This window comes from Staphylococcus sp. CoH_129_LAB_1, assembly GCF_058191515.1.
The window spans coordinates 1-13,644 of record NZ_JBXWKZ010000022.1 but is presented as its reverse complement, the minus strand read 5'-3'; the positions used below and the strand labels follow the sequence as shown (position 1 = coordinate 13,644).

Genomic DNA, 13,644 nt, shown 5'->3' with positions numbered 1-13,644 from the left:
ACACTAAGGAGAATATTTAAATGGAACACAGACATAACCAAGATAAGCATTCATTGTTGTTCGTTATTATTCTAGGTATGTTGACTGCTATAGGACCTTTAGCGATTGATATGTTTCTGCCTGGTTTACCTGAATTGAAAAATGATTTTAATACTACGACAGCTAATGCTCAATTGACATTATCGTTTTTTATGATAGGTCTTGGAATTGGTAATTTATTTGTAGGACCGATTTCTGATAGTATGGGGCGTAAAAAACCTTTAATTATCGTTATGATCATTTTTACTTTTGCAAGCCTAGGAATTATATTTGTTCATAATATTTGGATTATGATTGTTTTAAGACTGTTACAAGGTATTACTGGTGGAGGCGCAGCAGTGATTTCAAGAGCCATTGCAAGTGATTTATATAATGGTAATGAATTAACTAAATTTTTATCTTTATTAATGCTAGTTAATGGTGTTGCTCCGGTTATTGCGCCTGCACTTGGAGGTATCATTTTAAGTGTAGCAGTCTGGAGAGTAGTATTTGTAATATTAACCATCTTCGGAATATTAATGGTAATGGGGAGTCTAATGAAGATACCTGAATCCTTAAGTCTAGAATATCGAGATAGTAGCGGTATCAAAGTAATATTTCAAAATTTTAAAAACTTATTAAGTACCCCACGATTTGTGCTACCAATGTTAATACAAGGCGTTTCATTTATTTTACTATTTAGTTATATTTCTGCCTCACCGTTTTTAGTTCAAAAAATTTATAGTGTATCACCGCTTCATTTTAGTTGGATGTTTGCTGGAATAGGAATAACATTAATCATCTCTAGTCAATTAACAGGAAAATTAGTGGATTTTATTCATACGCAAACACTTTTAAGGCTATTAACATGTATCCAAATTATTGGGGTATGTATTGTTTCATTAACACTTATTCAACATGGACCATTTATTTTTTTAGTGATTGGCTTTGTAACTTTAGTAGCTCCAGTTACAGGTGTAGCTACTTTAGGATTTTCTATTGCGATGGAGGAAAGTACCACTGGTAATGGGAGTGCCTCGAGTTTATTAGGACTTGTACAATTTTTATTTGGAGGTATTGTCACGCCTTTGGTTAATCTAAAAGGAGAATATAATAGTACTCCTTATATTACAATCATTATTAGCGCGATTGTGATACTTGTGTTTTTACATCTTATTAATTTCCAAGTATTCAAATCAAAAGATAAATAGGGAGAGGGATAAAAATTATTTTAAATTCAGTTCTCAACTGTTGAAATATTAAATATGCCTGAGACAACTCACTGATATACTCCTTCAAAGTAGACATTAAAAATTTGAAAACTTTGATTTGAAAGGATATATCAACACTATGTCTCAGGCTCTTCTTTATTGTCTCTGTAATTTGATTGTATTTGATAATAAAGAATTTGCTACTTCTTCAGGGCTTTCTTGGCAACCACTTCTCAGCCAATAAAGAATCACTCCAATTTGGCCACTAATTGTATAAGAAATAAAAAGACCTCTATTTTGAATTAAAGTTTCATTTTCGACTAAAATTTTATCGTAATATTTCTTTGTAATTTCTAAGTAGTCCATAACTAAACTTCTGTTAGGATTTGAAATAAAAACAGCGTGAAAAAATGTTTTCTTTCTATACACATATTTAAGAATAATATAGAAGAACTTAAACACTTTTTCAGGCTCTTTTTTTATATTATGAAAATTATTTGAAAGTGCTTTTAATAACTTTTCATATTTGCTTAAATGATAGCTTTGGATTGTAGACAATAAATCATATTTATCTTGAAAATTATCATAGAATGTTGAACGATTAATTTGACTTTCAGCACATATCATTTTAATTGAAATTTGTTCGAAAGGATATAATTCAAGCAAGTTAATCATATTTATTATAATTTTGTATTTAGCTTTTAGTTTCATGTAGGTCACCTAAATTGAAAAGAATAACCGACAAATTTTTAAGTTTTGTTGGTGTATTTTTATTTGATATGTCTTTATAATATATAAAGTGATTTTTAAAAGCAAATAGGAGGAAATTTCAATGAAGAAAATGGTGTTAATTAATATCATTACTATTGTTGCTTTAGCTATTATTGGAGTAGTTGGATTTTATTTCTATCATAATGCAACGAGTTATGTAACGACTGATAATGCTAAAGTTGACAGTAATCAAATTAAAATTGCAAGTCCAGCATCAGGACAAATTAAATCTTTTGACGCAAAACAAGGCGATAAATTGAAAAAAGGTGACACAGTTGCAGAAGTAACTGCACAAGGTCAAGATGGTCAAACTCAAGACCAAAAAATTAAAATGCCTCAAGATGGCACAATTGCAAAAACTGACGGAATGAAAGGTTCTATGGCTCAAGCAGGCACACCAATTGCTTATGCATATAATTTAGATGATTTATATATTACAGCTAATATTGACGAAAATGACATCGACAGCATCGAAAAAGGTGACAAAGTTGATGTAACAATCGACGGTCAAGATTCTAAAATTGATGGTAAAATTGAAGAAATTGGAAAAGCAACTGCAAATAGCTTTTCATTGATGCCATCTTCAAACAGTGATGGTAACTATACTAAAGTTTCACAAGTGATTCCTGTGAAAATTTCTTTAGATTCACAACCTTCTACAAATGTTGTTCCTGGAATGAACGCTGAAGTAAAAATCCATAAAGATTAAGGGGGTCATAAAATGACAATGGCCTTCATTATTGGATATATCGTTGTAGCGGTCATTTTAGTTGGTTTAATTAATTTATTCGTGTTGAAATCACGTAATAAATCTAAATTAAATCAATCAAAGGGACAACAAGTAAATGAAGAATCTAAGAGTCAAAATAATCCATCTAAATTTAAAATGAGTGACTTAGAACAAAATAACGATGCAAAGAATGCATCATCTCCTCAGATCAGTGAAGAGAAAAATCGTTACTTTAATAATGATCAATCTCATTATAAGGAAGATAACGATATCAATAATGATAAAAGAAAAAATCATTTTGAAGAAGAACAAGAGCAACAAGATTCATCTTCAGAACAAATTCATCCTGAGCAAAAACAAACTTCACATTCCTTACATTACTCAGACGATGAACAACGCAATGCTCATTCTGAAGATACAGTAAATCATAATGATAGAGATGTTAATAATCAACATCTTTCCAAAGATTCTATTTATGAACCTATTAATCCTGATTCACAAGAAGGACGTGTGAACGAACGTATAAAAAATCAAACACAAGATTTTGTCTTCGGTACAGGGATTACAAGAGGTAAAATTTTAACTGCTATGTTGTTTGGTATGTTTATCGCAATTTTAAACCAAACATTACTTAATGTAGCTTTACCTAGAATTAATACAGAGTTCAATATTTCTGCTTCAACTGGACAATGGTTGATGACAGGCTTTATGTTAGTAAACGGTATTTTAATACCAATAAGTGCGTTTTTATTTAATAAATATTCATATCGTAAGCTATTTTTAATAGCGCTTTTATTATTTACAATTGGCTCATTAGTTTGTGGTATTTCAACTAACTTCCCAATTATGATGGGAGGACGTGTTTTACAAGCGATTGGTGCAGGTATATTAATGCCATTAGGATCTAATGTAATTGTTACTATTTTCCCACCTGAAAAACGTGGTGTGGCAATGGGAACAATGGGTATCGCAATGATTCTTGCTCCAGCGATTGGACCAACATTATCTGGTTACATCGTCCAAAATTATCATTGGAATGTTATGTTCTATATGATGTTTATCTTAGGACTACTTGCTTTCTTATTTGGATTAGCATGGTTCAAAATTTATCAAAAAACAATCAATCCCAAAGCAGATTATCGTGGTATCGTATATAGTACAATTGGATTTGGTGCTTTATTATATGGATTTAGTGAAGCTGGTAATAAAGGATGGGGTTCAACTGAAATCATTATAATGTTTTTAATTGGTGCTGTTTTCATTATCTTATTTGTTATTCGTGAATTAACAATGAAAGCACCAATGCTTAATTTAGAAGTGCTAAAATCACCAACATACACACTTACTACTGTTATAAACATGGTAGTAATGATGAGTTTATTCGGAGGTATGATTTTATTACCATTATATCTTCAAAATTTACGTGGTTTCTCAGCATTAGATTCTGGTTTACTATTATTACCAGGATCATTATTAATGGGTGTATTAGGACCTGTGGCTGGTAAATTACTTGATACTATTGGTCTTAAACCACTTGCTTTATTCGGTATTGCAGTGATGACTTACGGAACGTATGAATTAACAAAATTGAATATGGATACTTCTTATCTTCACATTATGAGTATTTATGTAATACGTTCGATAGGTATGGCATTTGTTATGATGCCGTTAATGACTGCAGCTATCAATGCTTTACCTCCTCGTTTAATTTCTCATGGTAATGCATTCTTAAATACAATGAGACAATTAGCAGGTTCAATTGGTACAGCAATTCTTGTTACTGTAATGACAACTCAATCAACAAATCATCTTAATGCATTTGCGACTGAGTTAGATAAAACAAATCCAGTTATTCAAGATCATTTACGTGAAATGGCAGCCCAATATGGTGGTCAACAAGGCGCAATGAAAGTTATTTTAACTTTTGTAAATAAATTGGCTTCTGTTGAAGGTATTAATGATGCTTTCTGGATTGCAACAGCATTAAGTGCCTTAGCGTTTATTTTAAGTTTATTCTTAAAAGGCAAAAAAGGTGCAGAAGCAGAACATGACAGAATGATACGTAATGAAAGTAATAAATTTTAATTAAAAAGGTATTGAACGTAGAAACGTTCAATACCTTTTTTTATTTTATCAATATATGTGAGATGAACTTTTTTAGTTGATTCTAGTATAACGACTTCTAAAGAAAAAGCTTATAAATAACAGTGCTAAACTACTTAAAAGTAAAATCAATGCATTATGGATGGCATCTGCTTCGGTGATAATTTGATTTGGTTCTAAATTTAAGAAGAAATGATTTAAATTTTGAGATATTTGTTTTCCTAGCATTTGAATCGTATAGCTAAAAGAAAAGGTAATAATCAATGCAATTGTAATCACAATGAAGTTAGTTATTTTTAGAATAGTACGATTAAATGCGATTGTTAAAATTGAAATAATCATACTAATAATACATAAGACGAAAAATACATCAAAGGCTAAAATAAATTTATTTATTACGCCATGTAAGTTAGCGACTTCGCTAATATTAATATTGAGTGGTCCAATCTGAGTAGTCGTATTTTGGAAATTTTTAATCTCTGAAAAATCGATTGCTTGATTTGCAAGAACGAAATTTAGAATAGGTTGTTTATACATACTATAACAAGTGATTCCTACAAGTATAAGAATGATGATATGTATAATTAAACTTATCCATGAATTTTTCTTTTTACCATAATAAGGTTGTTGGTTAACACGAGCATATGTGGGACGATTTGTTTGATATCTATTATGGGTAGTCATTATTATTACTCCTTTGCTATCATTCATTTGTGTTCTAAGGTTGTCTATTTTATACTGAATTTAATATGCAATAGGCAATTATATGAACTAAAAATCTAAATTTTAATCATATAGATGTTATTATATCGTTTTTTTAGTTTTCTGTAATACAGTTTGATTAATTTCGTTAATTTATAAGGTGGGTAAGATTTTATGAAGACACATATGGTAAATAGAATTATTAATAAATATTTACTACATAATCGTTCGATTCAATTTAAAAATCAAGACGATTTTGAATCGTTTATGGAACGAAGAAAAGATAGTAATAGAGCAAAGCATAAACAACCTTCAACTTTAAATGTGAAAGCAAATCTTGACAAATTATCTTTAGGTGATATGCAAGTATTTAGATTTAATTTTCGTCATGAAACAAAAAAGAAAATTTTATATCTTCATGGTGGATATAATACATTGCAGCCATCTCCATTTCACTGGAGATTAATGGATAAACTTGCGCTAAACACTTTACATGAAGTTGTTTTACCGATATATCCAAAAGCACCTGAATTTTATATTGAAGATACTTTTAAAGCAATAAATGAGGTATATGAATCATTATTAACTGAAGTCAATGCTAAAGACATTGTTATTATGGGTGATGGGACTGGTGGAGCACTTGCACTAAGTTATGTACAACAATTAGTTTTGAATGGAAAACCCTTACCATATAAATTATCTTTAATTTCTCCGATGCTTGATGCAACAATGACAAATCCTCGAATTACTGAAGATTTGGTAGAAAAAGACCGCTTTGTCAATATTCAAGGGCTTCAAAATATATTGAATGTATGGAGTAATAAAGAGCCATTATCGAGCCCTTTAATTTCTCCAATATATGGAATAAAACAAGGATTACCACCAATTATTATGTTTGGTGGTGGTAAGGAAATTTATTACCCAGATATGCAACGCTTAACATATGAATTGGAAACTCATAATCAGTCTATACAATTTTTTGAGTATCCAAAAATGTTTCACGACTTTGCGTTATTCCCAATTCATGAATCTCATAAAGTGATTAAACAAATAAATAAAGTAATTCATGAATAATGATAAGGACTAAAGTAGAATCAACTTAGATTTTACTTTAGTCCTATACTTTTATAGTGATGATTTATTTGCTTGTAGTAATAATTCACTAATAATATAATGCTGACCTTTACAATGATAGTATGTGTCGAGAGATTGTGCTAATGTCAAGTTTTCTTGAGCGTCATTAGCTATAGTATTTAACTCTATTACATTTAAAAGCTGTTTTTCAACATTTTGAGAATAATTTTTTAAGCTATCTATTAAATCATTTTCATCTGTAATAGTTTTAATTTCTCTCTGTAATGCTTCAATCGCTTGTTTTTGTCCTTGATAAAAACTGATATTAAATGATCGTTGAATAAGTTCTTGACTCGGTCCATTCATAAATAATGAACGATTTTCATTTAATTCAATTAAATGTAGTTTAAGTGTGTCATTGAAATCAAAGAGTGCTTTTTCTAAAATTTCAAAAGTAGGGTTAGTCATTATATCTCTCCTTTATTTGGAATACCAATTTGATGTCCTAATGATTTTGGCCAACGTTTATCATCTTGAGAATCATAGTATAATTGAATATTAGATTTATAATGTGTGGGAAAAGAAGCAGGGCGCCGTGTTGAACGATTAATACCCATCATCATTATTTCACTTGTTGCAGCTAAAGTTTCATCGTTTTTAAATAGTTCTAAAAAAAAGTGAACACGTTTATCATCATAATTATAAATACGAACTTGAACTGAAAACGCTTCTTTTAAATGTAATTCCTTTAAATACGTTGTATGTTCTTCTACTGTGAATGTTGTATAATTAAATGCTTCTCTTTCTTTTATTGATAAACCATTGTAATCATTAAATTTACTAATAACTTCACTAAAAATTGAATTATACTCTGCATCGTGCATATGTTGATTAAAATCAACCTGAGAAGGTGCTACATTTTCATGGATAATAAATGGATAGTTCATAATATTTTTACCTCGTCTTTAAAATTTTATAAAAATACTTTACTAACATAAAATAACACATACACAAGATTTAATTCATGGTAGAATGATAACCGTATGGTTAAATAGGAGGAAACAAAAAGATGACCATGATAATTCGCTATCAAACTAAGGACGATCCATTAACTCAAGTTGAACGAATCAATGATGTACCTAACGATGCCACAATCATATGGTTGGATTTTGAAAATGCATCACCCGATGAAAATGATTTTTTGATTGAAAACTATAATTTTAACTATTTAGAGTTAGAAGATGCTATTAAAGGGGTACCACGAGTTAAATATAAATCTTATGATGATTACCAATACATGGTATTTCATAGTATGCATAAAGATAATTTTACTCCTATAGCATTGAACGTATTTCTAGAAGGAAAAACGTTAATTACTTATCATCAACATCATTTTGAATCGCTAATGGAAGTTGTAAAGATGAATACGAGTAAACACGATCCAGATCTAGATTGTGCTGATATCATTATACATATCCTTGATATGATGGTAGATAAATATTTTGATTTTGTTTATACCATTGAAGATGAGGTATATAATTTTGAAGATGCACATGTAGATGATACACGTAGTAAAAAAGTAATGGACAATGTCTTTCAATTACGTTCCAATCTTATAAAAATAAAACGCGTATTATTTCCAATGCAAGAACTTGTGAATACAATTAAGACTGAAGGTAACTTAATTGTAGATTATAAACATTCAATGTATATTCAACACATTGATGATCATATTATTAAACAAAATAATATTATTAGAACCTCTCAAGAAATGACAAATGAGATTCGAGAAAATTTTGAATCATATTCTTCTTTTAGAATGAATAGTATTATGCAAGTATTGACACTCGTATCAGTTATATTTTCTCCTTTAACATTTATAGTAGGTGTATATGGAATGAACTTTGAATATATGCCAGAGTTAAAATGGCATTATGGTTATTTTATTTGTTTAACTATAATGTTACTCATTTCAATTGCATTAATTCTCTTCTTTAAAAAGAAAAAGTGGTTTTAATATAGAACACAATTTAAAGAAAGTAGGTTGTTACATGAGTGATATCCAAAGAGAGCAAAGAAAAAATGAACATGTTGAAATTGCAATGGCACAACAAGATGTCCCTCAATCAGATTTTGACCGTATGAGGTTTGTACATCATTCAATTCCAAATATCAATGTGAATCAAGTAAACTTAACTAGTCATACTTCAAATTTTGATATGACATATCCCTTGTACATTAATGCAATGACAGGTGGAAGTGACTGGACTAAGACGATTAATGAAAAGTTAGCAGTCGTTGCTAGAGAAACAGGCTTGGCTATGGCAGTAGGGTCAACACATGCCGCTTTAAGAAACCCAAAGATGGCTGAATCATTTAGAATTGTACGTAAAACAAATCCTGATGGTACTATATTTAGTAATGTAGGTGCAGACGTACCAGTAGATAAAGCTATCAAAGCAGTTGAATTATTAGATGCACAGGCTTTACAAGTACATGTGAACGCACCACAAGAATTAGTGATGCCAGAAGGAAATAGAGAGTTTTCGACATGGTTAGAAAATGTGGAAGAAATTGTTCAACGCGTTAGTGTACCTGTTATTATTAAAGAAGTAGGATTTGGCATGAGTAAAGAATTATTACAATCTTTAGTAAATATAGGCGTAACGTATGTGGATGTGAGTGGAAAAGGTGGAACTAATTTTGTCACAATAGAAAATGAGCGTCGTTCAAATAAAGATATGGATTACCTTGCAAATTGGGGCCAATCGACTGTAGAATCATTACTTGAAAGCACTAGTTATCAAGATAAACTTAATGTGTTTGCAAGTGGCGGATTACGAACACCTTTAGATGCAATTAAAAGTTTAGCGTTAGGTGCAAAAGCTGTTGGCATGTCACGTCCATTTTTAAATCAAGTAGAACATGCCGGTATTACTAATACCATTGAATATGTAGAATCATTTATAGAACATATGAAATCTATTATGACAATGCTAGATGCTAAAGATATTAATGAATTAAAACAAAGTAAAATTGTTTTTGATAGTAAGTTGGTGTCTTGGATTGAACAAAGACACTTAAAAGTTGAACGTGGATAATATTAATCGCTTTTGAAGAAGGATGACCTTTTCAAAAGCGATTTTTTATTAAATGTTGCGTTACTTCCATGTTTCTTCTGACGATAGACAATCAGATTTTCTCGCTCTAGAGACATATGGATTTCCTTTAACAGTATATCTTAAATGTTTTTCAGTCCATTTACCTTTATTTGGAATACCTATACGTGCACTTTCTTCAATCTCTCTAGGAATTTTTCTGTTCTTTACGTCAATAGATAAACGACATTGATTAATTGTTGAACCATCTATTGCTCTAGGTATATTAAATGCCTTAGTCCATTTTCCTGGACCATTTGTAAGTTCGAAGCCAGATTTATTTCTATTGTTTTTCATAGTTTCGATACCGTCTTCAGGTTCAACAGCACGTATTAAGACACCTTCAGGTATTCCTTCTTCACGTGTCACTAAATTAATAAGTAAATGTGTATGCATAACATGACCATATATTGTTCCACCACGTTGATATAAAGAAGTTACTTTAGGTGTTTGTTTTCCACCAAATCCATGTGCTGCTTTATCTTTAAAACCTAAATAGGCTTCAGTTTCGACGATATAACCACTATAAGTTTGTGTACAATCTTGATAAATAATCTTAACACCTAATAAAGATTTAGCCGTTTCAATTGTTGATTTATTAACAAAGTCCAATATAAATACCTCTTTCTTTAAATGAATCCTTTGGATGCTTGTCTAAATTCTTAATAATTTTATTATAGTGGAAAATGTTAGAGTTAGAAAATATTAAATTAATTAATGAAGAATGAAAAATCATTTGATAGATAACGTTTACATTTTTAAGTTTATATAAAACCTATGGAATATTAATTAAAAAAGTGTAACAATATGTATTGATGATAAAATCAAAATCTAAAAGCAATAGATGGAATTTGGAACAGTTTGCTACAATGAAACTAACTTTTTAAAAGTTGGTGAATAAATGTTATACTCAATTTTTATTTTTGTATTATCAGGTCTCTGTGAAATTGGTGGAGGCTATCTAATTTGGTTGTGGTTAAGGGAAGGACAGCCAAGTTGGTTAGGATGTATTGGTGGACTTGTACTTATCTTATATGGCGTGATTGCAACATTTCAAGTGTTTCCAACCTTTGGACGTGTCTATGCAGCATATGGTGGAGTGTTTATTGTAATGAGTATTATATGGTCATTTATATTTGATAAACAAATTCCTGATAAGTATGATGTCATAGGTGCTGTTGTATGCATTATTGGAGTTTTAATAATGATTTTGCCAAATAGAGCCTGATCGAGTGTGTTGAGAGGGAGACGTAAGTAATGATAGTTAAAGTAGAGAAACAAAATCATGGTATAGATTTAATTAAAATAGATAATGATGAAACATATATTGTATTTACAAACTATGGGGCACGAATTGTCTGTTGGAAATATCATGATAATAATATTGTGTTAGGTAACAAGGTAGAAGCGGATGAATTTTACCCTGAAAATCCATATAGATTTGGGGCTACTATTGGTCGATACGCAGGACGTATTGAAAATGCTTCTTTTAATTTGAATAATAAACACTATCAATTGGAAGCAAATGAAATGTCTAATCAACTTCATGGTGGCAATAATGGTTTAGATAGACGATTGTTTGATTATGAAATACAAAATAATATAACAAATGTTAAAGTTGTGTTTAAACTTCAAATACAATCAAAAGACGATGGTTATCCTGGAGATATGACGATTAAGGTTATACATACGTATGACGTTGAACACCGTTGGACGATTGAATATGAAGCAATAACGAATGAAGATACGTTATTTAATCCTACCAACCACGTGTACTTTAATCTAAATAGGGATAACAATGTTATTGATAATCACGCTATAACAAGTGAGCAATTAAAAATGTATCCTATTGATCAGAATCATCTTATCTCTAGTCAACAACCTATTGATTTGTTAGAACGATTTAAGCATCGTCCTATTCAATTTCAAGATATTTTTAATTCTGAAGATAAGCAAATCAAAGAACAAATACATTTTAATAATGGAATCGATCATCCATTTGATATTGGTCATCATCGCCTTATCATTGAAAACAATGAGTTTGCGTTAGATGTAGAAACAACAATGACTAATATAGTGATTTTTACTTTTAACGATACATCAGAATGGAAAAGTGATTTTAATATTTATAAACCTCATTCAGGTGTAGCGCTAGAAACACAATACTTACCTAATGATATTAATAATGAGAGCAACAATGCTAAATCAATTCTAAAAGCTAATACTCCATTTTATGCAAAGACAATATATCATATTTCAGAGAAAAAACTTTAGTTTTATCCGGAAAACATACCACTATTACATTAAGTGATAATGGTATGTTTTTATTTTTTCATTGCTTTCTCTTTTAATATTTTTAATTTTTCAATACGTTTAGGAGATAAGTAAGGGTTATTAATAGCTTTGTTTAAACGTTCTATATTGTCACGGTCATTATAATAAATATCATTTAAATTTTGAACGGATAAGCGCGTAGTAGCTTCAGCAGTTTTAAGAAGTATTAAATGATCTTGTTGATGCACATAACCTTCTTTTAAAACGCGCATATAAAATCCTGTTTTACCCGAGGATGACATTCGCTTAACTAAGTCTTTGATGCCATATTTTTTTTGAATTTTCGAACAAGGTTCACGTATTTCAGAAACCTCTACAATTGCCTCTCCTAATTGATATTGATTTCCAAAGTACACATCGCTTTCATCGAGATCAACGAGAGTCAAGTTTTCACCAAACATTGCATAATCAGGTAATTCATTTATATCATTTTTATACATTGCATAATTCATCTTACTAAAACAGCAAACAGCTTTGTGTGGTCCACCATGGTCCTTATAGGCCTGTTCATCTTCGCTAAACCCCGTATGAGATAACCACATTTTCCCAGAAAACATTATTTTGTTTAAAGCAGTACGCATGGGACGTTTTTGATCATAGTTTAAGGTTTCAATTTTACCGGTTGAAATCGCATATATAGGAATCATATTATTGTCTCCTTTTTTAATATTTATTATTTTACTATATTTATCAAAAGTAAAATAGACCTAGGTATTTTAAAAAGTCTAGTGTAAAATAATAAGTGAGTATAAGAAAAGGAGTTATAGTACCGATGAAGGATGCGAAAGAACTCAAATTAATGACGACGGATGATGCAGTGGCTCATATTCAAGATAATATGATTCTTGGAATTGGAACAGGAAGTACAATTGAACTATTGATTCCTAAAATCGCAGAGCGTATTCAACAAGAAAATTTAAATATCACAGGTGTGTGTACATCTAATAAAAGTGAATTTCTTGCAAAACAATATAATATAAATGTAGTTGATATTAATGATATTACTTATATAGATTTAGCTATTGATGGTGCAGATGAAATTGATTCTGATTTAAACCTTATTAAGGGGGGCGGAGGTGCCTTATTCAGAGAAAAAGTCATTGATGAAATGGCAAAGAAATTTATAGTTTTAGCAGACGAAAGTAAAATTGTAAATTATTTAGGTGAAACCTTCAAGTTACCTATTGAAGTCGATAGGTTTAACTGGTTACTTATATCTAAAAAAATTGAAGCATATAATGATATATCAGTAGAAAGAAGAATGAATGAGGATATACCGTTTATTACAGACAATGGAAACTATATTTTAGACTGTGAATTAAAGAGTAAGATTGACCCTTATCAGTTACATAAATATTTAATTCATCTCACAGGTGTTCTAGAAACAGGTTATTTTTTAGATATGACATCACAAGCGATTATCGGTACTCAAGAGGGAATTAAAGTAATTAATAAGAAGTAAAAAAGAAGAGGCTGGGACATAATTTCTAACAAATTAGCCAGTAAATGAGTTTATTATAAATTCATTTACTGGCTTCTTTAT

15 protein-coding genes are annotated in these 13,644 nt (G+C 30.1%); 9 read left to right on the top strand and 6 right to left on the bottom strand.

Annotated features, from left to right (window positions below):
* Window positions 1-20 precede the first annotated feature (20 nt).
* Window positions 21-1,229, top strand: coding sequence for a putative multidrug effflux MFS transporter TcaB (gene tcaB / locus AC2FB1_RS07560; protein ID WP_490674649.1), 1,209 nt, complete (start codon window positions 21-23; stop codon window positions 1,227-1,229).
* A 156-nt stretch (window positions 1,230-1,385) separates the two neighbouring features.
* On the opposite strand, the gene AC2FB1_RS07555 is transcribed toward tcaB, so the two are convergent.
* Window positions 1,386-1,940 (bottom strand): TetR/AcrR family transcriptional regulator, encoded by a 555-nt coding sequence (locus tag AC2FB1_RS07555; protein ID WP_490674648.1) that lies wholly within the window; start codon window positions 1,938-1,940, stop codon window positions 1,386-1,388.
* A gap of 121 nt (window positions 1,941-2,061) precedes the next feature.
* Here AC2FB1_RS07555 and AC2FB1_RS07550 point away from each other — a divergent pair, with 121 nt between their 5' ends.
* Together AC2FB1_RS07550 and AC2FB1_RS07545 are read left to right on the top strand one after the other, a co-directional pair.
* Window positions 2,062-2,709, top strand: coding sequence for an HlyD family secretion protein (locus tag AC2FB1_RS07550; RefSeq protein WP_490674647.1), 648 nt, complete (start codon window positions 2,062-2,064; stop codon window positions 2,707-2,709).
* 12 nt (window positions 2,710-2,721) lie between these two features.
* Window positions 2,722-4,815, top strand: coding sequence for a DHA2 family efflux MFS transporter permease subunit (locus tag AC2FB1_RS07545; protein WP_490674646.1), 2,094 nt, complete (start codon window positions 2,722-2,724; stop codon window positions 4,813-4,815).
* Window positions 4,816-4,887: 72 nt separating this feature from the next.
* On the opposite strand, the gene AC2FB1_RS07540 is transcribed toward AC2FB1_RS07545, so the two are convergent.
* Window positions 4,888-5,517, bottom strand: a complete 630-nt coding sequence (locus tag AC2FB1_RS07540) for a hypothetical protein (RefSeq protein ID WP_490674645.1) — start codon at window positions 5,515-5,517, stop codon at window positions 4,888-4,890.
* A gap of 192 nt (window positions 5,518-5,709) precedes the next feature.
* Here AC2FB1_RS07540 and AC2FB1_RS07535 point away from each other — a divergent pair, with 192 nt between their 5' ends.
* Window positions 5,710-6,609, top strand: coding sequence for an alpha/beta hydrolase fold domain-containing protein (locus tag AC2FB1_RS07535; RefSeq protein WP_490674644.1), 900 nt, complete (start codon window positions 5,710-5,712; stop codon window positions 6,607-6,609).
* A gap of 51 nt (window positions 6,610-6,660) precedes the next feature.
* On the opposite strand, the gene AC2FB1_RS07530 is transcribed toward AC2FB1_RS07535, so the two are convergent.
* Both AC2FB1_RS07530 and AC2FB1_RS07525 read right to left on the bottom strand, forming a co-directional pair.
* Window positions 6,661-7,077, bottom strand: a complete 417-nt coding sequence (locus AC2FB1_RS07530; protein WP_490674643.1) for a hypothetical protein — start codon at window positions 7,075-7,077, stop codon at window positions 6,661-6,663.
* On the bottom strand, window positions 7,077-7,556 hold the full coding sequence (locus tag AC2FB1_RS07525; RefSeq protein WP_490674642.1) for a thioesterase family protein: 480 nt from the start codon (window positions 7,554-7,556) through the stop codon (window positions 7,077-7,079). Before AC2FB1_RS07525 ends, AC2FB1_RS07530 begins: the two co-directional genes overlap by 1 nt.
* A gap of 122 nt (window positions 7,557-7,678) precedes the next feature.
* On the opposite strand from AC2FB1_RS07525, the gene corA reads away from it, so the two are divergent.
* Window positions 7,679-8,626, top strand: a complete 948-nt coding sequence (gene corA, locus AC2FB1_RS07520; protein WP_490674641.1) for a magnesium/cobalt transporter CorA — start codon at window positions 7,679-7,681, stop codon at window positions 8,624-8,626.
* 34 nt (window positions 8,627-8,660) lie between these two features.
* Window positions 8,661-9,710 carry a type 2 isopentenyl-diphosphate Delta-isomerase gene (fni, locus tag AC2FB1_RS07515; RefSeq protein ID WP_490674640.1) on the top strand — a complete coding sequence of 350 codons (1,050 nt, stop codon included), beginning with the start codon at window positions 8,661-8,663 and terminating at the stop codon, window positions 9,708-9,710.
* Between the two features lie 60 nt (window positions 9,711-9,770).
* Here the strand turns inward: fni and AC2FB1_RS07510 are convergent, their stop codons facing one another.
* Window positions 9,771-10,379 carry a DNA-3-methyladenine glycosylase gene (locus AC2FB1_RS07510; RefSeq protein WP_490674639.1) on the bottom strand — a complete coding sequence of 203 codons (609 nt, stop codon included), beginning with the start codon at window positions 10,377-10,379 and terminating at the stop codon, window positions 9,771-9,773.
* 289 nt (window positions 10,380-10,668) lie between these two features.
* On the opposite strand from AC2FB1_RS07510, the gene AC2FB1_RS07505 reads away from it, so the two are divergent.
* Together AC2FB1_RS07505 and AC2FB1_RS07500 are read left to right on the top strand one after the other, a co-directional pair.
* Window positions 10,669-10,995 (top strand): YnfA family protein, encoded by a 327-nt coding sequence (locus tag AC2FB1_RS07505; RefSeq protein ID WP_490674638.1) that lies wholly within the window; start codon window positions 10,669-10,671, stop codon window positions 10,993-10,995.
* A 29-nt stretch (window positions 10,996-11,024) separates the two neighbouring features.
* Window positions 11,025-12,041 (top strand): aldose epimerase family protein, encoded by a 1,017-nt coding sequence (locus AC2FB1_RS07500; protein WP_490674637.1) that lies wholly within the window; start codon window positions 11,025-11,027, stop codon window positions 12,039-12,041.
* 50 nt (window positions 12,042-12,091) lie between these two features.
* On the opposite strand, the gene AC2FB1_RS07495 is transcribed toward AC2FB1_RS07500, so the two are convergent.
* Window positions 12,092-12,748 (bottom strand): MOSC domain-containing protein, encoded by a 657-nt coding sequence (locus AC2FB1_RS07495; RefSeq protein WP_490674636.1) that lies wholly within the window; start codon window positions 12,746-12,748, stop codon window positions 12,092-12,094.
* Window positions 12,749-12,873: 125 nt separating this feature from the next.
* Between AC2FB1_RS07495 and AC2FB1_RS07490 the strand changes: the two genes are divergently transcribed.
* Window positions 12,874-13,563: a ribose 5-phosphate isomerase A gene (locus AC2FB1_RS07490; protein ID WP_490674635.1), complete on the top strand. Its 690-nt coding sequence runs from the start codon at window positions 12,874-12,876 to the stop codon at window positions 13,561-13,563.
* The last annotated feature ends 81 nt before the right edge of the window (window positions 13,564-13,644 follow it).